General features: G+C 68.5%; 20 protein-coding genes and 1 tRNA gene. 13 read left to right on the top strand and 8 right to left on the bottom strand.

From position 1 onward, the window contains the following. The first annotated feature begins 46 nt into the window (after window positions 1-46). From ugpB to PHN62_RS03245, 5 genes are all read left to right on the top strand, one after another. Window positions 47-1,357: a sn-glycerol-3-phosphate ABC transporter substrate-binding protein UgpB gene (gene ugpB / locus PHN62_RS03225; protein WP_300146222.1), complete on the top strand. Its 1,311-nt coding sequence runs from the start codon at window positions 47-49 to the stop codon at window positions 1,355-1,357. Window positions 1,358-1,456: 99 nt separating this feature from the next. After that, on the top strand, window positions 1,457-2,341 hold the full coding sequence (gene ugpA, locus PHN62_RS03230; protein WP_300146223.1) for a sn-glycerol-3-phosphate ABC transporter permease UgpA: 885 nt from the start codon (window positions 1,457-1,459) through the stop codon (window positions 2,339-2,341). 9 nt (window positions 2,342-2,350) lie between these two features. After that, entirely contained in the window at window positions 2,351-3,199 is an 849-nt protein-coding gene (gene ugpE, locus PHN62_RS03235) for a sn-glycerol-3-phosphate ABC transporter permease UgpE (RefSeq protein WP_300146225.1), read from the top strand. A gap of 4 nt (window positions 3,200-3,203) precedes the next feature. Further along, complete coding sequence (ugpC, locus tag PHN62_RS03240) at window positions 3,204-4,235, top strand: sn-glycerol-3-phosphate ABC transporter ATP-binding protein UgpC (RefSeq protein WP_300146227.1); 1,032 nt, start codon at window positions 3,204-3,206, stop codon at window positions 4,233-4,235. Window positions 4,236-4,342: 107 nt separating this feature from the next. After that, window positions 4,343-5,089 carry a YkgJ family cysteine cluster protein gene (locus PHN62_RS03245; protein ID WP_300146229.1) on the top strand — a complete coding sequence of 249 codons (747 nt, stop codon included), beginning with the start codon at window positions 4,343-4,345 and terminating at the stop codon, window positions 5,087-5,089. A 71-nt stretch (window positions 5,090-5,160) separates the two neighbouring features. On the opposite strand, the gene PHN62_RS03250 is transcribed toward PHN62_RS03245, so the two are convergent. From PHN62_RS03250 to sdhC, 4 genes are read right to left on the bottom strand one after another with little or no spacing between them, the layout of a single operon-like run. Further along, window positions 5,161-5,940, bottom strand: a complete 780-nt coding sequence (locus PHN62_RS03250; protein ID WP_300146231.1) for a succinate dehydrogenase iron-sulfur subunit — start codon at window positions 5,938-5,940, stop codon at window positions 5,161-5,163. An 18-nt stretch (window positions 5,941-5,958) separates the two neighbouring features. Further along, window positions 5,959-7,755, bottom strand: a complete 1,797-nt coding sequence (gene sdhA / locus PHN62_RS03255; RefSeq protein ID WP_300146233.1) for a succinate dehydrogenase flavoprotein subunit — start codon at window positions 7,753-7,755, stop codon at window positions 5,959-5,961. Between the two features lie 53 nt (window positions 7,756-7,808). After that, the gene (gene sdhD / locus PHN62_RS03260) at window positions 7,809-8,186 is read right to left on the bottom strand and encodes a succinate dehydrogenase, hydrophobic membrane anchor protein (RefSeq protein WP_300146234.1); all 378 of its coding nucleotides are present in this window, start codon (window positions 8,184-8,186) and stop codon (window positions 7,809-7,811) included. A gap of 10 nt (window positions 8,187-8,196) precedes the next feature. Continuing rightward, the gene (gene sdhC, locus PHN62_RS03265) at window positions 8,197-8,607 is read right to left on the bottom strand and encodes a succinate dehydrogenase, cytochrome b556 subunit (RefSeq protein ID WP_300146236.1); all 411 of its coding nucleotides are present in this window, start codon (window positions 8,605-8,607) and stop codon (window positions 8,197-8,199) included. Between the two features lie 337 nt (window positions 8,608-8,944). Between sdhC and PHN62_RS03270 the strand changes: the two genes are divergently transcribed. The 3 genes from PHN62_RS03270 to PHN62_RS03280 all read left to right on the top strand — a co-directional run bounded on the left by PHN62_RS03270 (window position 8,945) and on the right by PHN62_RS03280 (window position 12,416). Next, entirely contained in the window at window positions 8,945-10,648 is a 1,704-nt protein-coding gene (locus tag PHN62_RS03270; protein WP_300146237.1) for a hypothetical protein, read from the top strand. Window positions 10,649-10,814: 166 nt separating this feature from the next. Continuing rightward, window positions 10,815-11,798, top strand: a complete 984-nt coding sequence (locus PHN62_RS03275; protein ID WP_300146239.1) for a hypothetical protein — start codon at window positions 10,815-10,817, stop codon at window positions 11,796-11,798. Window positions 11,799-11,960: 162 nt separating this feature from the next. Then, entirely contained in the window at window positions 11,961-12,416 is a 456-nt protein-coding gene (locus tag PHN62_RS03280; RefSeq protein ID WP_300146240.1) for a hypothetical protein, read from the top strand. On the opposite strand, the gene PHN62_RS03285 is transcribed toward PHN62_RS03280, so the two are convergent. After that, window positions 12,407-13,030 (bottom strand): TetR/AcrR family transcriptional regulator, encoded by a 624-nt coding sequence (locus tag PHN62_RS03285; RefSeq protein WP_300146242.1) that lies wholly within the window; start codon window positions 13,028-13,030, stop codon window positions 12,407-12,409. The two genes, PHN62_RS03280 and PHN62_RS03285, sit on opposite strands and share 10 nt — an antisense overlap. Before the next feature lie 92 nt (window positions 13,031-13,122). On the opposite strand from PHN62_RS03285, the gene PHN62_RS03290 reads away from it, so the two are divergent. The 3 genes from PHN62_RS03290 to PHN62_RS03300 all read left to right on the top strand — a co-directional run bounded on the left by PHN62_RS03290 (window position 13,123) and on the right by PHN62_RS03300 (window position 14,607). After that, window positions 13,123-13,641 carry a DUF1772 domain-containing protein gene (locus PHN62_RS03290; RefSeq protein WP_300146244.1) on the top strand — a complete coding sequence of 173 codons (519 nt, stop codon included), beginning with the start codon at window positions 13,123-13,125 and terminating at the stop codon, window positions 13,639-13,641. Between the two features lie 157 nt (window positions 13,642-13,798). Further along, window positions 13,799-13,872 (top strand) — tRNA-Cys (locus tag PHN62_RS03295). A gap of 309 nt (window positions 13,873-14,181) precedes the next feature. After that, the gene (locus PHN62_RS03300; RefSeq protein ID WP_300146246.1) at window positions 14,182-14,607 is read left to right on the top strand and encodes a hypothetical protein; all 426 of its coding nucleotides are present in this window, start codon (window positions 14,182-14,184) and stop codon (window positions 14,605-14,607) included. A 6-nt stretch (window positions 14,608-14,613) separates the two neighbouring features. Here PHN62_RS03300 and PHN62_RS03305 read toward each other — a convergent pair whose 3' ends face one another. After that, entirely contained in the window at window positions 14,614-15,540 is a 927-nt protein-coding gene (locus PHN62_RS03305) for a CFI-box-CTERM domain-containing protein (protein WP_300146248.1), read from the bottom strand. 190 nt (window positions 15,541-15,730) lie between these two features. Between PHN62_RS03305 and uvrA the strand changes: the two genes are divergently transcribed. Both uvrA and PHN62_RS03315 read left to right on the top strand, forming a co-directional pair. After that, complete coding sequence (gene uvrA / locus PHN62_RS03310; protein ID WP_300146249.1) at window positions 15,731-18,604, top strand: excinuclease ABC subunit UvrA; 2,874 nt, start codon at window positions 15,731-15,733, stop codon at window positions 18,602-18,604. A gap of 201 nt (window positions 18,605-18,805) precedes the next feature. After that, window positions 18,806-19,477 (top strand): TetR/AcrR family transcriptional regulator, encoded by a 672-nt coding sequence (locus PHN62_RS03315; RefSeq protein ID WP_300146251.1) that lies wholly within the window; start codon window positions 18,806-18,808, stop codon window positions 19,475-19,477. A gap of 204 nt (window positions 19,478-19,681) precedes the next feature. Here the strand turns inward: PHN62_RS03315 and PHN62_RS03320 are convergent, their stop codons facing one another. Both PHN62_RS03320 and PHN62_RS03325 read right to left on the bottom strand, forming a co-directional pair. Beyond that, on the bottom strand, window positions 19,682-20,668 hold the full coding sequence (locus PHN62_RS03320; protein WP_300146252.1) for a quinone oxidoreductase: 987 nt from the start codon (window positions 20,666-20,668) through the stop codon (window positions 19,682-19,684). Next, window positions 20,661-21,077, bottom strand: coding sequence for a carboxymuconolactone decarboxylase family protein (locus tag PHN62_RS03325; protein ID WP_300146255.1), 417 nt, complete (start codon window positions 21,075-21,077; stop codon window positions 20,661-20,663). The genes PHN62_RS03320 and PHN62_RS03325 overlap by 8 nt, the downstream gene beginning before the upstream one ends. Window positions 21,078-21,139: the final 62 nt, after the last annotated feature.

A 21,139-nucleotide genomic window follows, 5' to 3' on the forward strand; every position in this document is an offset into this window, starting at 1 on the left:
AAACGCCGAGCGGCGATGTCCCGCCAGGCCCTCAGGGAGAGAACCCATGAAGTTTCGCGGAATTCCAGCCGTGATTTCGGCTGTCGCTGCGCTTTCGGCCGCCTCGCCGGCCTTCGCGGTCACGGAGATCTCCTGGTGGCACGCCATGGCGGGCGCCAACAACGACGTGGTGGAGACCCTCGCCAGGGAGTTCAACGCCAGCCAGAGCGAATATCGCGTCCTCCCGAGCTACAAGGGAACCTATCCCGAGACCCTGAACGCCGGGATCGCGGCCTTCCGCGCGAAGCAGCCGCCCCATGTCATGCAGGTCTTCGACGTCGGCACGGGCGTGATGATGGGCGCGACGGGCGCCGTCAAGCCGGTGGCCGAAGTGCTGACCCTGGGCGGCGAGACCTTCGACAAGAGCAAGTATCTGTCCGGGATCACGGCCTATTACTCGACGCCCGAAGGCGTGATGCTCTCCTTCCCCTACAACTCCTCCTCGCCGATCCTCTATTACAACAAGGATCACTTCGCGAAGGCGGGCCTCGACCCCGAGCAGCCGCCCCAGACCTGGCCGGAGGTCTTCGAGGCCGCCCGTCAGATCAAGGCGAGCGGCGCCGCCAATTGCGGCCTGACCTCGACCTGGCTGACCTGGATCGGTCTGGAGAATTTTTCGGCCTGGAACAACCTGCAATACGGCACCGAGGAGAACGGCCTCGCCTCGACCGATTTCCAGCTGACCTTCAATTCGCCGCTTCATGTGCAGCATTTCCAGAATCTGGCGGATCTGGCGAAGGAGGAGGTCTTCCGCTACGGCGGCCGCACCTCCGAGGCCAAGGCGCTGCTGATCTCGGGCGAATGCTCGATCCTGACCGAATCTTCGGGCGGGCTCGGCGACGTGGTGAACTCGGGCATGAATTACGGGTTGGGTTCGCTGCCCTATTACCCCGAAGCCGAGGGCGCGCCTCAGAACACCATCCCCGGCGGCGCGAGCCTCTGGGTCTTCGCGGGCCATTCCGACGCGGAGTACAAGGGCGTCGCGGAGTTCTTCAAGTTCCTCTCCTCGGTCGAGATCCAGTCGCGCCTGCATCAGGTCTCGGGCTATCTGCCGGTGACGCTCGAAGCCTATGAAGCCACCAGGGCCTCCGGCTTCTACGAGAAGAACCCCGGCCGCGAGACTCCGATCCTCCAGATGATGGGCAAGGCGCCCACGCCGAACTCCAAGGGCGTGCGGGCGGTGAATCTGCCGCAGCTGCGCGACATCCAGAACGAGGAGTTCGAGCGGATGCTCGCCGGTCAGCAGACCGCGCAGCAGGCCCTCGACAACGCCGCGACCCGCGGCAACGCCGCCCTTCAGGAAGCGCTCGGCAAGTAAGCCCGGGCCTGCGCGCAAGCGGCCTTCGCCCTTTCGGGGGCGGAGGCCTCCGCCTTCTTCCGGACGCTCCTGGTCCGGAGCCTGAAACGGAGGCCGCCATTGTCCGGTCGGGTCGTCTTTCCGAACAAGCTCCTGCCCTATCTGCTGCTGGCGCCGCAACTGGCGATCACGGCGGTGTTCTTCTACTGGCCCGCGAGCCAGGCCTTGAAGCAGTCCATGCAGCGCGAAGACCCCTTCGGCCTGCGGACGACCTTCGTGGGATTCGCCAATTTCCGCCGCGTGCTGGCCGATCCGAATTACCTGAATTCGGTGCAGGTCACGGCGGTGTTTTCGCTCGCCACGGCTTTTCTGGCTCTGGCTCTGGCGCTGCCTCTGGCGGTGATGGCCGAGAAGGTGGTCCGGGGAAAGGGGCTCTACCGGACGCTGCTCATCTGGCCTTACGCCGTGGCGCCGGCCATCGCGGGGATGCTCTGGCTGTTCCTGTTCAATCCGGCCATGGGGACTTTCTCCTATCTGCTGCGCGCCAACGGCGTGGCCTGGGATCCTCTGCTCAAGGACGGGCAGGCGATGGGTCTGGTGGTCGCGGCGGCGGCCTGGAAGCAGATCAGCTATAATTTCCTGTTCTTCGTGGCGGGGCTTCAGGCCATTCCGCGCTCGCTGATCGAGGCGGCGGCCATCGACGGCGCGAGCGGGCCCAAACGCTTCCGGACCATCGTCTTTCCGCTTCTGGCCCCGACGACCTTCTTTCTCCTGGTCGTGAACACGGTCTACGCCTTCTTCGACACCTTCGGCGTGATCCATGCGGTGACTCAGGGCGGGCCGGGCAAGGCCACCGAGACGCTCGTCTATAAAGTCTACAACGACGGCTTCGTGAATCTGCAGCTGGGGTCTTCGGCGGCGCAATCGGTGATCCTGATGGGGGTGGTGATCCTGCTGACGGCGATCCAGTTCCGCTATGTCGAGCGCAGGGTGCATTATGGGTGAGGGCGTCCCATGATCGGAGACTCGCGCTGGGGAATCCGGCTGGCCCATGCGATCCTCATTCTCGGGATCGTGGTCGTGGCCTTTCCGCTCTATTACGTCTTCATCGCCTCGACCCATGCGGGGCCGGACATCGTGCGTCCGCCCATGCCCCTGACGCCGGGCGGCCATCTCGTCGAGAACTACCGCGCCGCCTTCTTCGAGGGCGCGGCCAATCTCGGGGGAGTCCCCGTCTGGCGGCTGTTGTTCAACACGGCGGTCATGGCTCTGGGGATCGCGGTGGGGAAGATCGTGATCTCGATCACTTCGGCCTACGCCATCGTGTTCTTCCGGTTTCCGGGGCGGATGGTCTTCTTCTGGATCATCTTCGTCACGCTGATGCTGCCGGTCGAGGTGCGCATCCTGCCGACCTACAAGGTGATGGTCGATCTGAACCTGATCGACACCTACACCGGCCTGATCCTGCCTCTGATCGCCTCGGCCACCGCGACCCTGCTGTTCCGTCAGTTCTTCCTGACGATCCCCGGCGAGCTGGTCGAGGCGGCGCGCATCGACGGCGCGGGGCCCTTCAGGTTCTTCAAGGACATCCTGCTGCCCCTGTCCAGATCCAACATCGCGGCTTTGTTCGTGATCCTCTTCATCTATGGCTGGACGCAATATCTCTGGCCCTTGCTGATGACCAACCGGGCGGAGATGAACACCATCGTCATCGCGCTGCGCAAGATGGTCTCCTTCGTGGACCATGGCACGCCCTGGCACATCGTCATGGCGACTTGCGTTCTGGCGATCCTGCCGCCGGTCCTGGTGGTGGTCCTGATGCAGCGCGCCTTCGTGCGCGGCCTCGTCGAGACGGAGAAGTGATCCCATGGCCGAGGTCGATCTGAAGGCGGTCCGCAAGCGTTATCCCAACGGGCTGGAGGCCGTGAAGGGCGTCTCCATCGCCATTCCCGACAAGGCGCTCTGCGTGCTGGTGGGGCCTTCGGGCTGCGGAAAATCGACGCTCCTGCGCATGGTCGCGGGGCTGGAGACCATTTCCGAAGGCGAGATCTCCATCGGGGATCGGATGGTCAATCAGGTGAGTCCCACGGATCGGGACATCGCCATGGTCTTCCAGAATTACGCGCTCTATCCGCACATGAAGGTCTATGACAACATGGCCTACGGCCTGCGCAATCGCGGGACGCCCAGGGCCGAGATCGACCGCCGCGTGCGCGAGGCCGCCGCGACTCTGGAGCTCGGCCATCTGCTCGACCGCCGTCCGCGCGAATTGTCGGGCGGCCAGCGTCAGCGCGTGGCGATGGGGCGGGCCATCGTGCGCCAGCCCAAGGTCTTCCTCTTCGACGAGCCCCTGTCCAACCTCGACGCCAAACTGCGCGGCCAGATGCGCGTCGAGATCAAGCGGCTGCAACGCGAACTCGGCGTGACCTCGCTTTACGTGACCCATGACCAGCTCGAAGCCATGACCCTCGCGGATCTGCTGGTGGTGATGAACGCCGGAGAAGTCGAGCAGGCGGGCGATCCTCTGGAGATCTACGAGAAGCCCGCTTCGCTCTTCGTGGCGGGGTTCATCGGGGCGCCGCCGATGAATCTCGTCGATCCGGCTTCGGCGGAACTGGTCGGCCCCATCCCCGCCGGAGCGGCGACTCTCGGCTTCCGCCCCGAAGACGCGATCCTCGACGGCTTCGCCTCCGAAGGCGGGCTGAAGATCCGGGCGATTCTCGACGGCGTGGAGCCGGTGGGCGCGGAAAGCTATCTGCACGCCCATGCGCCTGCGGGGGGCGCGCGGATGATCGTCCGGACGGCGGGCCGGGCGCGGATGGAGCCGGGAACGGCGCTTGAAATCCGGGCCCCTGCGGAAAAGCTCCACTGGTTCGACGCGGCGGGAAGGCGGATCTGAAGCCGCCGGGCCTCTTCACAAATCCGCGTTTGAGGCGCCGCGCTCTTGCCGCCGCGCCGAAGAGGACGCAGGTTCCTACGCCTTCGGGATAGGAGGAGACGTGGTCCATGGCTCTCGCGCCTTTAGGGATTCAAGCGCCCGAAACCGCGACCGAACATCGGCGCTACGCCGATTTCTTCCGGCGCAACGGCCTCTCGCGCGAGACGGTGATGCGCGCCGTGGGGCTGACGCATCAGCGCTCCAACGTCTATTTCCATGATCTTCTCGGGGCCTTGCAGGAGACGGGGCGCTTCAGGGCGGCTTGCGGCGCGGGCTGCGCCTATTGCTGCAACACCATGGTGAGTCTGTTGCCGCCCGAGGCCTTCTACCTCGCCGCCCATGTCGAGACCGCCTTTGCGCCCGAGGACTCCCGGGCGCTCATCGCGCGGATTCTGGATCACGACTCGCGCCATCGCGGCAAGAGCGGCGGCCAGCGCTTCGTCGAGCGCGCCGCCTGTCCGATGCTCGATCCGGAGACGAAGTTCTGCCGCGTCCATGCGGCGCGTCCCCTGACCTGCCGGGCCATGCACAGCGGCAGCCTGACCGCCTGCCGCAAGGCTTGGGACGAGCGGAACGCCTATATCCCCGCGCCCTCGCACCGGAGCTTCTTCGAACATACGCAGGTCTGTTACAACGCCATAGGCTATACGCTCGAAGACCTCGGGCTGGAGATGGCGCCTCTGGAGATGAACGCGGCCCTCGCGACCATCTGGACCCAGGAGCGCGCCTTCGAACGCTGGCTGGCCGGAGAACGCGTCTTCGGCCTCACCGCCACCTCCGAGATCGCCAGCAGCGACGCCCCCCCGCCGAACTGACGCGGCCCGCCCCATGAAAAACGCCGCCGGGAGGCCCGGCGGCGTCCTGTCCTCAGGGATCGCGCTCCGGATCAGACCCGGCGCTCGACCATCATCTTCTTGATCTCGCCGATGGCCTTGGCCGGGTTGAGGCCCTTGGGGCAGGCGTTGGCGCAATTCATGATGGTGTGGCAGCGATAGAGCCGGAAGGGGTCTTCGAGATTGTCGAGCCGCTCGCCGCGGGCTTCGTCGCGGCTGTCGGCGATCCAGCGATAGGCCTGGAGCAGAGCCGCCGGACCCAGATAGCGGTCGCCGTTCCACCAGTAGCTCGGGCAGGAGGTCGAGCAGCAGGAGCAGAGGATGCACTCGTAAAGCCCGTCGAGCTTGCGGCGGTCCTCGATGGACTGCTTCCACTCGGCGGCGGGCGGCGGAGACTTGGTCTCCAGCCAGGGCTTGATGCTGGCGTGCTGCGCGTAGAAATGCGTCAGGTCCGGCACGAGATCCTTGACCACCGGCATGTGCGGCAGCGGATAGATCTTCACGTCGCCCTTGATCTCGTCGAGACCCTTGGTGCAGGCGAGGGTGTTGCGCCCGTCGATGTTCATCGCGCAGGAGCCGCAGATTCCCTCGCGGCAGCTGCGCCGGAAGGTCAGCGTGGGATCGACCTCGTTCTTGATCTTGATGATCGCGTCGAGGACCATCGGCCCGCAATCGGCGAGGTCGAGGTAATAGGTGTCCACGCGCGGATTCTCGCCCGACTCGGGGTCGTAGCGATAGACCTTGAAGGCGCGCAGGTTCTTCGCGTCGGCTGGCTTGGGCCAGGTCTTGCCCGAGACGAGGCGCGAATTTTTGGGCAGGGTGAAGGCGACCATGGCTTTCGGCTCTCCCGATCAATACACGCGCGGCTTGGGCGCGATTTTGGCGAGGTCGATCTCATCGCTGAGCGGATCGGCGTGGACCGGGCGATAGCTCAGATCCACATGGCCGTCTTCGCCGAGACGGGCGATGGTGTGCTTGCGCCAGTTGGCGTCGTCGCGCTCGGTGTAGTCCTCGCGGGCGTGGGCGCCGCGGGATTCCTTGCGCGCCTCGGCGCCATAGACGGTGGTGATGGCGTTGGCCATCAGGTTCTCGAATTCGAGGCTCTCCATGAGGTCCGAATTCCAGATCAGCGAACGGTCCGTGACGCCGATGTCGGCCTTCTCGCTCCAGATCTCGGAGATCCGGCGGCAACCCGACTGGAGCGATTCCTCCAGGCGGAAGACGGCGGCGTCCTCCTGCATGGCCTTCTGCATCTTGAGCCGCAGCTCGGCCGTGGGCGCATGGCCCTTAGCGTAGCGCATGCGGTCGAAGCGCTCCATGGCCTTTTCGGCGCTGGCCTCGGGCAGCGAGGGCACGGGGGCGGCGGCGTCCACCAGCTCCCTGGCGCGGATCGAGGCGGCGCGGCCGAAGACCACGAGGTCGATCAGCGAATTGGAGCCCAGACGATTGCCGCCATGCACGCTGGCGCAACCGGCCTCGCCCACGGCCATGAGGCCCGGAACGACGGCGTCGGGATCGTCGGCGGTGGGGTTCAGAGCCTCGCCCCAGTAGTTCGTCGGCACGCCGCCCATGTTGTAATGCACGGTGGGCAGAACCGGGATCGGCTCCTTGGTGAGGTCCACGCCCGCGAAGATCTTGGCGCTCTCCGAAATGCCGGGGAGGCGCTCATGCAGCACGTCGGGCGGCAGATGGTCGAGGTGAAGGAAGATATGGTCCTTCTTGGGCCCGACGCCGCGTCCCTCGCGGATCTCGATGGTCATGCAGCGCGACACCACGTCGCGCGAGGCCAGATCCTTCGCGGAGGGCGCATAGCGCTCCATGAAGCGCTCGCCCTCGGAGTTCACGAGATATCCGCCTTCGCCGCGCGCGCCCTCGGTGATGAGGCAGCCCGCGCCGTAGATGCCGGTCGGATGGAACTGCACGAACTCCATGTCCTGAAGCGGCAGGCCCGCGCGGGCGACCATGCCGCCGCCGTCTCCGGTGCAGGTGTGCGCCGAGGTGGCCGAGAAATAGGCGCGGCCGTAGCCGCCCGTCGCCAGAACCACGAGCTTCGCGCGGAAGCGGTGGATGGTGCCGTCGTCGAGCCGCCAGGCCATCACCCCGACGCAGCGTCCGTCCTCGGTCATGAGGAGGTCGGTGGCGAAATACTCGATGAAGAACTCGGCGTTGTGCTTCACGGATTGCCCGTAAAGCGTATGGAGGATGGCGTGTCCGGTGCGGTCGGCGGCGGCGCAGGTGCGCTGCACCGGAGGACCGGCGCCGTAATTCTGCATGTGGCCGCCGAAGGGGCGCTGATAGATCTTGCCCTCTTCGGTGCGGCTGAAGGGCACGCCGTAATGCTCCAGCTCGTAGACGGCTTTCGGCGCCTCGCGGACCATGTATTCGATGGCGTCGTTGTCGCCGAGCCAGTCCGACCCCTTGATGGTGTCGTACATGTGCCATTGCCAGCTGTCCGGACCCATGTTGCGCAGCGAGGCGGCGATGCCCCCTTGCGCCGCCACCGTATGCGAGCGGGTCGGGAACACCTTGGTCACGCAGGCCGTGCGCAGGCCCTGTTCGGCCATGCCGAGCGTGGCGCGCAGACCGGCTCCGCCGGCGCCCACCACCACCACGTCATAGGCGTGATCGACATAGGTGTAAGAAGACATGAACATCCTCGATCAGATTGCCTGAGACGACGCCCCCCGCGCCGCCTTCCGGGTCAGCGCAGGGCGATGATCGCCAGCGAGAAGATTCCGGCCGCCGCGAAAGCGGTGGTCAGCAGGGTGTTGGCGAGGAAGGCCGTGGTCTTCAACGCGGGCGAATGGACGTAGTCCTCGATGACCACCTGAAGCCCCTGCTTCAGATGGACGAAGGCCGCCGCGATGAACAGCGCCGCGAAGAGCGCGTTGAGCGGACGGCCGTAGAAGGCCAGGACCTCTTCGTGAGGACGGCCCAGCATCCTGACGAAGCCCACCAGAAAGAGCGGCGTCAGGATGGCGAGCGCCACCGCCGTGACGCGCTGGCCCCACCAGTGGTCGGTGCCGGATTTCGCGGAGCCGAGCCCTTCGACCCGGGCGCGCGGCGTGATCATGCCCATGAAAGCCTCCTCAGGTCAGCCAGGCGTAGAGACAGAGGACGACGGTCAGAGCGGCCGCCGCGCCGAGCACCACCTTGTTCGAGGCGGCGACCTCGGGCTTTTCGTAGCCGAAGCCCGCATCCCAGACGAGATGGCGGATTCCATTGCACAGATGATACATCAGCGCCGCGCCGAAGACGATCATCCCCAGGCCCCCGATCCAGCTGGTCAGAAGCCAGTTGACGAAGCCGAAGGCGCCCGCGCCCGTCGCGGCGGCGACCAGCCACCAGACGAGCGCCACGCCTCCGCCCATGAGCGCGCAGCCCGTGACGCGGTGCAGGATGGACATCACCGCCGTCAAGGGCAGTCGGTAGACCTGAAGATGCGGCGACAAGGGCCGCGCGCCGCGGCCTACGGCGGCGCCATGTTCTGATCCGGACATAAGTTCTCCCCCTCGCTGTCCTTTGGGAGTCGGACCATGGCGTCGCCCTGATCCGCGTCTCAGTCGGAAGTGCTATAGCAATCTTTCCTGCGACCAAGGAACAGGAAACTTTCTTGCGCGGCGCCGCTGGAGCGAAAGCCCCCTTGCGCCGGACGCAGAGGCCGCCCTCCCGCGCCCGGGCCGGGATCCCGCTGAACCCGATCCGCAAGGGCGCCTTGCGTCAGGACGGGACGCGAGGCATCCTTCCGGCGTGGGGGAGGGCGATCATCCGCGGTCGCCGCCGAGGCCCCCGAGGGGGCGTCCGGCGCCACGCCGCGTTTTCAGGGAGATCCGAGCCGTGGAGAGCTTCATGCTGATGTCGATGGCCAGCGCCTTTCTCAGTTCGGCGGCGCCTCTGGCGCTGGTGGCCGGGCTGATGGGCGAGGGCCCCGAGCGCGACGCCGTCATGCGTCTGGGCGCCCAGAGCTTCGCCGTCAGCCTGCGCGCCGCGACGGATTTCCGTTACGAGGAGATCGCGACCGGCGAAGGCGGCCTCGCCTATCTCGGGGCGACGCTGGGCGCTCCGTCCGTTCTGGGGCGTCCGGGCTGCGAGGCGAAGGCCGCGCGCGTCGAGATCGGCGAGGCTGCGGCGGGACGCGGCCAGGTCTCCCTGCGCGCGACCCTCTCGGGGATCGAGATCGCGCCCGCCTGCCTCAAGCCTCAGGAGATGGTCGCGCTCGCGACGCTCGGGCCCGAGGCGCTGAAGCTCGACCGCGTCGAGGCGACGCTGACCTATGAGGTCGGGCCTTCGCTGGGGCGGATCTCCGCCGAGCTGGAGGCTTCCTATGGCCGGGTCGGGCTGGAGCTGCTCGCCGACCGGCTGCATGTGGTCCAGTGGACGCCGCCGCGCCCGGATCCCGTCCTGATCCCCGCTCCGGAGCCCGAGCCCGTCGAGCCGCCCGCGACCGGCGCCGACCGGCCTTCGGTCAAGATTCCTCGCGCGCCTGCTGAGGATCCGGAGTGGAGCTTCGACGCGGAGTTCCGCAGCCCCGAGACGCGCCTCGAAGGCCGTCTTCTGCGGGCCGAGCTGCGGGCGAATCTCTCGCCCGGCCTCGCCCGGACGCTCTCGGGCATGGCGGGCGGCCCCGCCGGAATCGAGGGCGCGGCGCGTCAGGGGCTGGAGAGCCAGCTGACGCAGGGCGGCGAGCTCTCGCCCGCCGGGCGCAGCCTGGTCGATTCGGCGGCGCGCGAGTTGTCGCGCGTGGCGGCTCAGGGCGGAGGTCTGGTGGTTTCGCTCGCGCCCGCCGCTCCGCCGAGCCTGAGCGCTCTGGCCGATCTGACCGATCCGCAAGCCGCCGTGGAGGCGCTGCGTCCGGTCTTCGCCGCCGCGCCGCCGCGTCTGGCGGCCCTGGTCGACCCGGCGGAGTTCGAGACGGCGCTCTCCGCGCCGGAGTCGCTTCCGGCCGCGCGTCGTCTGGCTCTGGCGCGGGCGCTGATCGCGGGCGAGGGCGTGCCGCATGCGCCGGAGGCCGCGCGGCGTCTGCTCGCGCCTCTGGCCGAAGGCGGAGACGCCGAAGCGGCTCTGGCTCTGGCGGGGCTGAGCCTCGCGCAGGGCGACGCCTCCGCCGCCTACGCCCAGGCTCTGCGGGCGGGCGCGGGAGGGCTCGCCGGAGCCCGGGCCCTGCTCGACCGGGCCGAGGCCAGGCTCGATCTCGCCGAGATCCTGCGGCTTCAGGGCGAGGCGCCCGAGGCCGCCGGGGACGCTCTGGCGGAGCAGGCCCAGGCGGGCGATCTCGACGCCGTCGGACGCCTGGCGCGGGCCGCCGCCGAGGGTCTGGGCCGTCCGCGCGACTACGCCGAGGCGCTGACCTGGGCGGGCGTGGCCTCCGCCGCCGGAGATTACGGCGCGGCCTCCCTGCGCGAGGGTCTGCGCCGCCGCTTCGGCGCGGACGAGCAGGCCGAAGCCTGGAGCGTGCTCTCCGCGAAGGCCGAGGCCGAGGCGTTGAAGCTCTGGATGGGCGGGCTCGGCGCGAGCCTGCGCTCCAGCGTCGCCGCGCCCTGATTCCTCGCCCCGGGCTGCCGGGGACTCCGTTTCTTTCCGGGAAGGCCCGTCCTGAACTCAGGGCGGGCCTTCGTCTTGCGAACCTCAAGAGGCGAATTTTTCCCTGATCCGCACGCGCATTTCTTTTTCATGGGAAAATCCGTCTCTTTATGGTTCAATGCGCTCCATGCGGCAGGATGATCTTCACTTTGGGGCCGGGTCCGGACGGGCGGTTTCGCGCGGCCTGATCCTTGTGCTCGCGGCGACGCTTCTGGCGGGCTGCGACGGAGGCGCGACGACGTCCGCCGCCGAGGTTCGGGCGCGGCTCGTCGAGCCTGCGGAGGTGCTGGCGCGTCTGGGCGCCGCCGAGGCTCTGGCTTCGGCGAGTCGGCGCGAGTCTCCGGCGACGCAGGTGGCGGGCTACTACGCGCGCCGCGCCGCAGGCGGATCGACGGAGGCCTCTCCGGAAGCTGATCCAGTTCCGGGCGAGCAGGCCGCCGACTGGCCGCCGCCTGCTCTGCGCGAGGGGAGCTTCGCGCCGCAAAGCCTGCCGACTCCGCCCGGCGGCGTGGCCGCGACGCGGCTGTTCGCGCCCTCCGGCTCAGGATCCGGATCCGGTGTCGGCGCGCCTTCCGCGCCCGAGCCGGGGATCTCCGTCGGCGAGGCGGGCGGGGGCTTCATCCGCAGCGAGCCCGCGCCCTTCCAGACCGCCGCTCTCGGGACGCCCGGAGGTCCGGGGATCTCCATGGATCCGGGCGGCGCGACGGGGGCGGCTTCTTCGGGCGGGGTGGCGGCCTTCGGCGCCTCGCGGCGCGATCCCTTTCAGGATTTCCTCGAAGCCCTGCACAACGCCCGCTCGGGCGACGATCTGCGCGCCGCCGCCGAGACCCTCGCCGTGGAGGCCACCGCGCCCGCCGCCCTGACCCTCGCCGGGAGCTTCGAGAGCGAATCGCCGGATGTGGCGGTGGCGGTCTACGACGCGCTCTGGCGGGTGCGGAATCTGCCCGAGGCCGCCCGCCGGATGGGCGTGGCCGCCCGCGACGGACGCGGCGTGGCGCAGGATCTCCAGGCCGCGGCGGCCTATTTCCGCGAGGCCTCGGCCTTCGGCGACCTCCACGCCCGGCGCCTGCTCGAAGATCTGGAGCGCCAGCAGGCCGCCACCGAATTCTGAACGGAGCAGGAGAGGCGCGCCGCCCCGGGACTCCCCGTCGAGGGGTGAAGGGCGCTTAACCGCGTTTTTTCTCCTATCCTTAAGACGTGCTCTTCACAATCCCGACAACAGCGCAGGTCGGGCGGGATGAGGCTCGCACGCGAGGTTGAGGAGAAGGGACCGATGCTCCAGGCCTCCCCGAGAGAACGCGTCGCGCCCCAGACGCCCGGAACGACGCCCGAGACGACGCAGATCCGGGCGCCGACCCTGACGGGCGGAGACGTGCTGTGCGCCATGCCCGCCCGCTGGATCTGGAATCCGCAGGGCGCGCCGGACGGCGGCCCTGGTCCGGGTCCCCGACATCGCACCCTGCGCCGACGCGGCGTCGCGCCGCTCTACGCCGAGCCTTCCGAACTCAAGGGCGCCCTGAAGGGGCGGATCGAGGCCAGCGACCAGGGCTTGCGGCTCTTCTCCGACGAGGGCGCGGCCTGGTTGACGCTTCCGGGCGAGCAGATCCTCGTCAAGGTGTTCCACCGCAACGCCGTGGAGCTTCATCTCGCCTCCGGAGCGCGGGTTCTGGTCGGGCTGGCCGAAAGGGACGTCGAGGTGCTCGACGTGGTGACCCAGGCCTATCTCTGAACCTCGTGGTCTCGCTCCGGCGCGCAGAGTCGCCGGAAGGCCGCCATGGCCGCCGCCGCCTGAGCCCGCGTCTCGGCTTCGTCGGGGGGCGGCGCGACCCGGATCGCCCGCCGGATCTGGCGATCTCCGATCAGCAATCCGAAGAACCAGTCCGCCGCCTCGGCGGGTGAGGGCGCCGCAAGCCGACCCTCCGCCATGGCCCGCCCCAGAGCCGCCTCGATCAGCGGCTTGATCGCCCCGCGTCCTCCGGCGGCGAGGGCCGCGCCCAGTTCTCCCGTGGAATCGGCGGCGGCGGCCCGGTTCAGCGCCACCGAGCGCTCGCCCGTGAGCATCCCGAGCAGGATCGGCGCGGCGGAATCCAGAGCCGCCAGAGGATCGGCGTCTGCGTGGAGCGCCTCCTCCAGAGCCTTGCGGACGTCGGCGGCGTTGCGCTCGACCATGGCCCGGAAGAGTCCCGTCTTGTCGCCGTACCAGCGGTAGAGCGTTTCATTGGAGGCTCTGGCCGCTCTGGCCACCGCCAGCATCGAGGTGGGGCCGTAGCCTTTCTCCAGCAGCAGCCGGAAGGCGGTCTCCTCGATTTCGGCCTGACGTTCGGCTCGGGCGTCCTGACGCATCTGACGGCTCCTCAAGGGTCTTGTCCGTCACCGTATCTTCAGATACGCCTCTGTAAAGACGTATATGAAGATACGGTTTCGGGAGATTCGTCATGTCCGGCTTCGTCACGGGACTTTCCCTCCTCTCCATCCTGTCGTGCGGCGCGATCTTCGGCTTCTTCTACGCCTGGGTCTGCTCGACCATGTGGGGCCTCGATCAGGCGGATCCGCGCGTGGCGATCCAGGCCATGCAGGCCATGAACGCTTCGGTGCGGAACGCGGTCTTCTTCCCCGCCTTCTTCCTGACGCCCGTGATTCTGGGCGCGACGGCCCTGGTCCTGCGGGCGAAGGGCTTCGGCGCGGCGGGCTTCTGGTTCGGAGCGGGCGCGGCGGTCTATCTCGTCGGGGGGCTGATCCTGACCATGGCGGTCAACGTGCCGATGAACGAGGCCCTCGCCGCGACGGCGGTTCCCGAGAGCCTCGACGAGGCCCGCGAGATCTGGCGCGCCTATTCGGAGCGCTGGCAGGTCTGGAATCAGGCGCGGACTCTCGCTTCGGGGGCGGCTCTGGCGCTGGCGGCCTGGGGCGCCCTGCGGTTGAATCTCGCGGAGGGCGTCGCCCGGATTCCTTGAGCGCCCGAAGGCGCGAATCGCCTTCATGGCCGCCTCTTCGCGATGCGAAGCCCTTCGGCTGCGCCGGGCGAAGCCCGGAGGCCCTGTAGGCGGGTCCGAAGCCAGGCCGAGTCGCGCTTGCGGCGAGGCGCAGGGTCTGGTAAAGGCAGGGCCTCGGGGCGACGTGGCGGAGTGGTTACGCAACGGTCTGCAAAACCGTGTACACCGGTTCAATTCCGGTCGTCGCCTCCAGATCTCCTTTTCATGATCGCGCGAACCGGCCCGCAGGGAGCGTCAGCCCCTGCGCGGGACAGCGATTCGCGGCGGCCCCCCTGCGGGCGCAAGCGGCCAGATCCCATGAAGGGCGCAAGCGCCAGGCCTCACATGACCGCGTGCGCCCGGAAATCGGCCGAAGACGCCCATCGGGGGGATTGCGCGCCCGCGCGAAACATCGGAGCTTGAAGGAGATCCGGGCGGATCGGGGCGCAAGCTCCGGAGCCGCCGCGCCATCGTCCTTCGGGGCGTCGCGCTTTTCGCCCCCCTCCGACGACGGGAGACCCCATGTCGCTTCGTTCCCTTGCGCCGATGGCGGCGCTCGGCCTGCTTCTGGCGGGCTGCGCCTCCTTCAACCTCGGCGGCCGCCCCGCCGACCAGGCCCCCGCCCCCGTCTCGACCCTGCCCGCCGTGGCGCTCGACGCGACGGTCGAGGGCGTCGGGACCGTCCCGCCGGGCGCCCGGGCGACGCTCAGCCTCTTCGACGCGGCCAATCCGGCCATCGCGCTGCATCAGCAGGAAGTCCCCGCCGGAGCCTTCCCCATCGCCGCGCGCATCGAGGCGCCCGGCGAACTCTTCGACGGCAGCCGTCAGCTGGCTCTGGGCGCTCTGGTGAAGGGGCCTGCGGGCCTGCCGCTCTACGGCACCGACGCCCCCGCCGCGCTGAATCAGGGCGGCGTCACGCGGGTGACGGTGGTCGGCACGGGTCTCTGAGAAGGCTCAGCTCCCGAGCAGGTCGCGCATCATCGCCCGATAGCGGCGATGCGCGGCCTCCATGAAGCCCGCCCGGATCAGCAGCGCGCAAGGCAGGATCACCCGCCGATAGAGCGCCAGAGCCTCCGGGCGGCTCAGGGCCGCCGCGACCGCCGGGGCCTCGCGATAATAGCGCGCGATTTCGGCGGGGCCTTCGGGGCGTTTCGCCAGCCATTCGTCGCGGAAGCGGCGCAGCTGGCGCAGCTCCCAGCAGTCGTCGGCCAGCCCGACGGCCTGGACGCAGGCCGTGGTCAGGAAGCAGCCCCGGCATTGTCCGGCCTCCATGCGGGCGCGCTCGCCCGAGGCCAGTTCGCGCACCTGCACCAGAGCCAGCCCGATTCCCTCCAGTTCGGACGCCGCGCTGGCGAGCATCTCCAGCCGCCCGCCGACGCTGCGCACCAGCCGCGCCTCGACCCTCCGGGCGCCTCCGCCGAGGAGGTTCTGCGCCAGTTCGCCGTCGAAGGCGTAGTCCCAGAAGGGGGGGCGGAAGCGCGCAGGCGCCGAGCCCGGTCCTGCGGCGGCCTCGCGGCCGTCCACGCGGATTTCGGCGCGCATGCCCTCCATGCTGAGTCCGGGGGCTCCGGCGATGTCGGGGAAGCGCGCGAGCAATCCGTTGACGCCCTCGGGTCCGCCGCGAAAGGCGATACGCGCCGCGCCGGGCGCTCCGGAGGCGGCTCTGAGGCCGGGCCCCAGATTCAGTCCGGCGGGCGCCTCCAGCCCCCAGATGCGGCCGTTGGTGGTGAGGATCCAGGGCCCCATGCGCTGCTCGGCGAGGCAGACGGGCGCCTGCTGCTGAGCCCGGGCGCTCCAGGCGGGCGCAGCCGCGCCGGAGGCGGCCAGCAGGGCCAGCAGACGGCGGCGCGTGGGGCTGGGGGTCGAGGGTCGGGCGGTCATCTGAGCCTCCGCGGAAGCGCGATTTCGCGGCTTTCGTGCAAGGTGTTCATGAACTCTCCTTATGGCGAAGTTGGGGCGAAAGCGCGACCTCCAGGCCACAAGCAGGCGGATGAGGGAAGGAGCTCTGACAGCTTCTCTTTTCGTTCTCTATAGGTTAATCCTTCCCCCTCATCCGAATCAGGAGCGCCCCATGGCCGAGCGCAAGACCATCTCCATCCGCGGCGCCCGCGAGCATAATCTGAAAAACGTGGACGTTGACTTGCCAAGGGATCAACTCGTCGTGTTGACGGGGTTGTCGGGCTCGGGGAAATCCTCGCTGGCCTTCGACACGATCTACGCCGAGGGGCAGCGCCGCTACGTCGAATCGCTCTCGGCCTACGCCCGGCAGTTCCTGGAGATGATGTCCAAACCCGACGTGGACCACATCGAGGGTCTGTCTCCGGCGATCTCCATCGAGCAGAAGACCACCAGCCGCAATCCGCGCTCGACGGTGGGGACGGTCACCGAGATCTACGATTATCTGCGCCTGCTCTTCGCCCGCGCCGGGATTCCCTATTCCCCCGCGACGGGCCTGCCCATCGAGGCTCAGCAGGTCAGCCAGATGGTCGACCGGGCCCTGGCCCTGCCGGAGGGGACGCGGGTCTATCTGCTGGCGCCGGTGGTCCGCGAGCGCAAGGGCGAATACCGCAAGGAGATCGCCGAGTGGCGCAAGCAGGGCTTCCAGCGCCTGCGCATCGACGGGACCATCCACGACATCGAGGAGGCCCCCGCCCTCGACAAGAAATTCCGCCACGACATCGAGATTCTGGTGGATCGCCTGGTGATCCGGCCCGATCTGGAGCGCCGCCTCGCGGAAAGCTTCGAGACGGCCTTGCGCCTCGCGGATGGTCTGGCGATTCTGGAGACCGTCCCGGCGGAGGGCGAGGGCGAGCCGGAGAAGATCGTCTTCTCCGAGAAGTTCGCCTGTCCGGTTTCGGGCTTCAGCATTCCGGAGATCGAGCCGCGGCTTTTCTCCTTCAACGCGCCGATGGGGGCTTGTCCGGCCTGCGACGGGCTTGGGGTGGAGCTGTTCTTCGATCCGCGCCTCGTGGTTCCGAATACGGAGCTTTCGCTGATGGAGGGCGCTCTGGCGCCTTGGTCGCGGGCGGGCGAACCCTCCTCCTTCTATCGCCAGACCATCGACAGCGTGGCGAACCATCTGAAGATCGACCCCCGGACGCCCTGGAAGGATCTGCCCGAGGAGGCGAAGGACTTCATCCTCACCGGCTCGAAGGGCGAGGCCATCCTCTTCCGCTTCGAGGACGGCAAGAAGAATTACGAGGCCCGGCGGCCTTTCGAAGGCGTGCTGCCCAATCTCGAACGGCGCTACAAGGAGACCGAATCCAACTGGTCGCGCGAGGATCTGGAGCGCTTCCAGGGCTCCAAGCCCTGCGCGGTCTGCCAGGGGGCGCGGCTCAAGCCGGAGGCTCTGGCGGTGAAGATCGCCGGCGAGAACATCTCCCAGGTGGCGGCGCGCTCCATCCGCGAGGCCCTGCGCTGGATCGAGGCCGCCGCCGCCGGACTCGACCCCAAGCGCGCGCAGATCGCCGAGAAGATCGTCAAGGAGATCCGCGAGCGGCTGGGCTTCCTCGTCAACGTGGGGCTCGATTACCTGACGCTCGGGCGGGGCTCGGGCACGCTCTCGGGCGGCGAAAGCCAGCGGATCCGGCTCGCGTCGCAGATCGGCTCCGGCCTGACGGGCGTGCTCTACGTGCTGGACGAGCCCTCCATCGGGCTGCATCAGCGCGACAACGACCGTCTGCTGGTCACGCTGCGCAATCTGCGCGACCAGGGCAACACCGTGCTCGTCGTCGAGCATGACGAGGACGCCATCCGCAGCGCCGATTACGTGCTCGACATGGGCCCCGGCGCGGGCGTGCGGGGCGGCGAGATCGTCGCCGCCGGGACTCCCGCCGAGATCGAGGCTGCGCCGCAATCGCTGACGGGCCAATATCTCTCCGGCGCGCGGCGCATCGAGATCCCCGCGACCCGCCGCAAGGGCTCGGGCGAGCGGCTGAAGGTGATCGGGGCTTCGGGGAACAATCTCAAGAAGGTGGATCTCGAAATCCCCCTCGGCTGCTTCGTGGCGGTGACGGGCGTTTCGGGCGGCGGGAAATCCACGCTGATCATCGAGACCCTGCACAAGGCCGCCGCCGCCGCTCTGAACGGCGCCCGCGCCGCGCCCGCGCCCCATGAGCGCATCGAGGGGCTGGAGCATCTGGACAAGGTCATCGACATCGATCAGGCGCCCATCGGCCGCACGCCGCGCAGCAATCCGGCGACCTACACCGGCGCCTTCGGCCCGATCCGCGACTGGTTCGCGGGTCTGCCGGAATCTCTGGCGCGGGGCTACAAGCCGGGGCGCTTCAGCTTCAACGTCAAGGGCGGGCGCTGCGAGGCCTGCCAGGGCGACGGCGTGATCAAGATCGAGATGCACTTCCTGCCGGACGTCTATGTGCAATGCGACGTCTGCAAGGGGAAGCGCTACAATCGCGAAACCCTTGAAGTGCTCTACAAGGGCAAGAGCGTCTCCGACGTGCTGGAGATGACCGTCGAGGACGGCGCGCAATTCTTCTCGGCGGTGCCGGTGATCCGCGACAAGCTGGAGACTCTGGAGCGCGTGGGCCTCGGCTACATCAAGATCGGCCAGCCCGCCACCACGCTCTCCGGCGGCGAGGCCCAGCGCGTGAAGCTCTCGAAGGAGCTCTCCCGCCGCGCCACGGGCCGCACGCTCTACATCCTCGACGAGCCCACCACGGGCCTGCATTTCGAGGACGTCCGCACCCTTCTGGGCGTGCTCCAGGAGCTGGTCGAGCAGGGCAACACCATCCTTGTCATCGAGCATAACCTCGACGTGGTGAAGACCGCCGACTGGGTGGTGGACCTCGGCCCCGAAGGCGGAGACGGCGGCGGCGAGATCGTCGCGACCGGAACCCCGGAGGAGATCGTCAAGAGCGCGGCCTCGCATACGGGGCGTTATCTCGCGCCTCTTCTGGAGCGCGCGAAGGCGCGTAAGGTTTCATGAGGAATCCGGCGCGGATCTTTCCCGATCAAACCCATGTCAACCAAGGTTAACATGAAATTCAGGACGTATAGATAAAATTCGAGACAAACGCCGTGCGGTGAATTTCTGATTTTTACTCTGTCATAGGAACTTCAGGACAATCTCGGCTCCAAGAAAGCGCGGCGCCTCCAGAGGTCGCCGCCGGGAATTTGGGGGACTGCAATGCCGAGAAAGCCGCTGACCGAAGAGGAGAAGGCTCTTGTGCGTCGGAAGGCCTGCCGCGCCGCGCGCAAGCTGCTGCACGCCGAGGGCTCCGCCGGGCTGACCATCCGCGCCGTGGCCGCCGAGATCGGCATGAGCGCCATGAGCCTCTACACGTATTTCGAGAACAAGGCGGCTCTGCTCGACTACATGCGCGCCATGGCGGTGGGCGAACTGGCCGACATCCAGGAGACCATCGCCTCCGAGACTCCCGACGCGGCGAAGCGTCTGGCGGCTCTGGGGCTGGCCTACCAGCAATACGCCGAGACCCGCCCCGACGACTTCCGCCTCGCCTTCGGCGGCGGCGAGGGCGGCTTCGGCGGCGAGGCGCCCGAGGCCCTGCGCGACCAGATCGCCCGCGCCATGGCGCCTTCCCGCGAGGCGGTGGCGGCCCTGGTCGCGGCCAGGAAGCTCAAGGGCGACGCCGCCGAGATCCATATGGCGGTGTGGTCCGCCTGGCACGGCTACGCGATGCTGGCCATGGCCGGATACTGGCCCGCCACGCAGCGTCCCGACATCGAGGGTCTGGGCCTGCGCGGCGAACTGACCATGACCAACGTCACGCCCAAGGAGAAGGAGGCGGCGGGCCCCAAGGCCGCCCGTCGCCGTCCCGAGGCCAACGCCTCCATCTGAGGCTTCTGGCCTGAAACCTGCAAGGCCTCCGGCGTCGTCCGGGGCTCTCGCAGGCGCGCAAGACATGTCCCCGACCCGCCGGAGCGGATCGGGAAGAGATCGCCGCTCTCTCCTCCTCGGGGGAGCGGCGGACGCCGGGGGGCGTCAGCGCGGCGTCTCCGTCCGGAAGGGCGGAGGCGCCGCGCGCGTATGCGTTTCAGAGCCTTAGGGCTTCAGCACGGTCGCGCCGACGGTGCGCCGTTCGGCGAGGTCGGTCTGGACCGCGCCGATCTCCTCCAGCGGCCGCAGGGAGTCGATGCGCACCGGAATCGCGCCCGAGCCCACCGCCTCGAAGAGCGCCGCCGAAGCCTTGAGCAGCCAGTCGCGCGAGGCGGCGAAATGGAACAGCGTCGGGCGCGTGACCGAGCCGCCCGTGGTCGCCAGATGCGCGATGCGGAAATTGTCGGGCATGCCGGAGGATTGGCCGAAGCTGACCAGGGTTCCGAAGGTCTTCAGCACCGCCGCCGAGCCGAGGATGGTGTCCTTGCCCACGCCGTCATAGACCGCCGCCACGCCTTCGCCTCTGGTGATCTCCTTCACGCGGGCGACGAAATCCTCGTTGCGGTAGTCGATGGCCTCGGCGTAGCCGAGGCCGCCGAGGAGCGCGGCCTTCTCCGGGCCGCCCGCCGTGCCGATGGCCCTGACGCCCTTGAGCTTCAGCCAGGGCCCGAGGATCTGCCCCACGCCGCCCGCCGCCGCATGCACGAGCACCGTCTCGCCCGCCTGAACCGGATGGCTCTGGTGGATGAGGTAATAGGCCGTCAGGCCCTTCAGCATGATCGCCGCCGCGACTTCGTCAGAAATGGAGGCGGGCAGGGGGACCAGCGCCGAGGCCGGAACGACCCGATGGCTCGCGAAGGCGCCGCGCGCCGTTCCGTAGGCGACGCGGTCGCCGGGCCTGAACTCCGTCACGCCCGCGCCGACGGCCTCGACCACGCCCGCGCCCTCGGAGCCGAGGACATGATTCGTCTCCTGGCCGGGCGGCCAGGGATAGAGTCCGTCGCGCAGGTAGATGTCGATGAAGTTCACCCCCACCGCCGTCTGACGCAAGGCGACTTCGCCGGGGCCGGGCTGAGGCGGCGAGATCGCCTCGCGGGCGAAGACTTCGGGTCCGCCGGGATGGCGCGCGACGATGCGGTAGGCCTCAGCCATGAGGGGGCTCCTGTGCGAGAAAGGCCGCGTCCACCGGGGGACGGATGGCGTTGAGGATGTGATTCGTGCGTCCGGCCGTCGAGACGATGCGGATCAGCTCGGCGATTTCGGCCTCGCTGGCGCCCTTGGCCCGAGCCGCCGCCAGATGGGAATGCACGCAATATTCGCAGTTGTTGGCGATGGAGACCGCCGCATAGATGAATTCCTTGGTCTTCGGATCCAGCAGCGTGGGCGTCGCCATGACGCCCTTCACATCGCGCCACATCTCTTCGAGAAGCTGCGGATCGAAGGCCAGATAGCGCCAGACGTTGTTGATGAAGTCGTTGCCGCGCGTGGCGCGGATGTCGTCGAAGACGGCCTTCACGCGCGGATCGGCTTCCGGATTCGCCGGGGGCGAGACGGTGGACATGGGCGGATTCCTCAGAGCGCGGTCCGGAAAGCCGCAAGGCTCTCCGGATGAACCGCGCGGCC

It is taken from the genome of Neomegalonema sp., from assembly GCF_028688855.1.
GTDB lineage: Bacteria > Pseudomonadota > Alphaproteobacteria > Rhodobacterales > Rhodobacteraceae > Neomegalonema.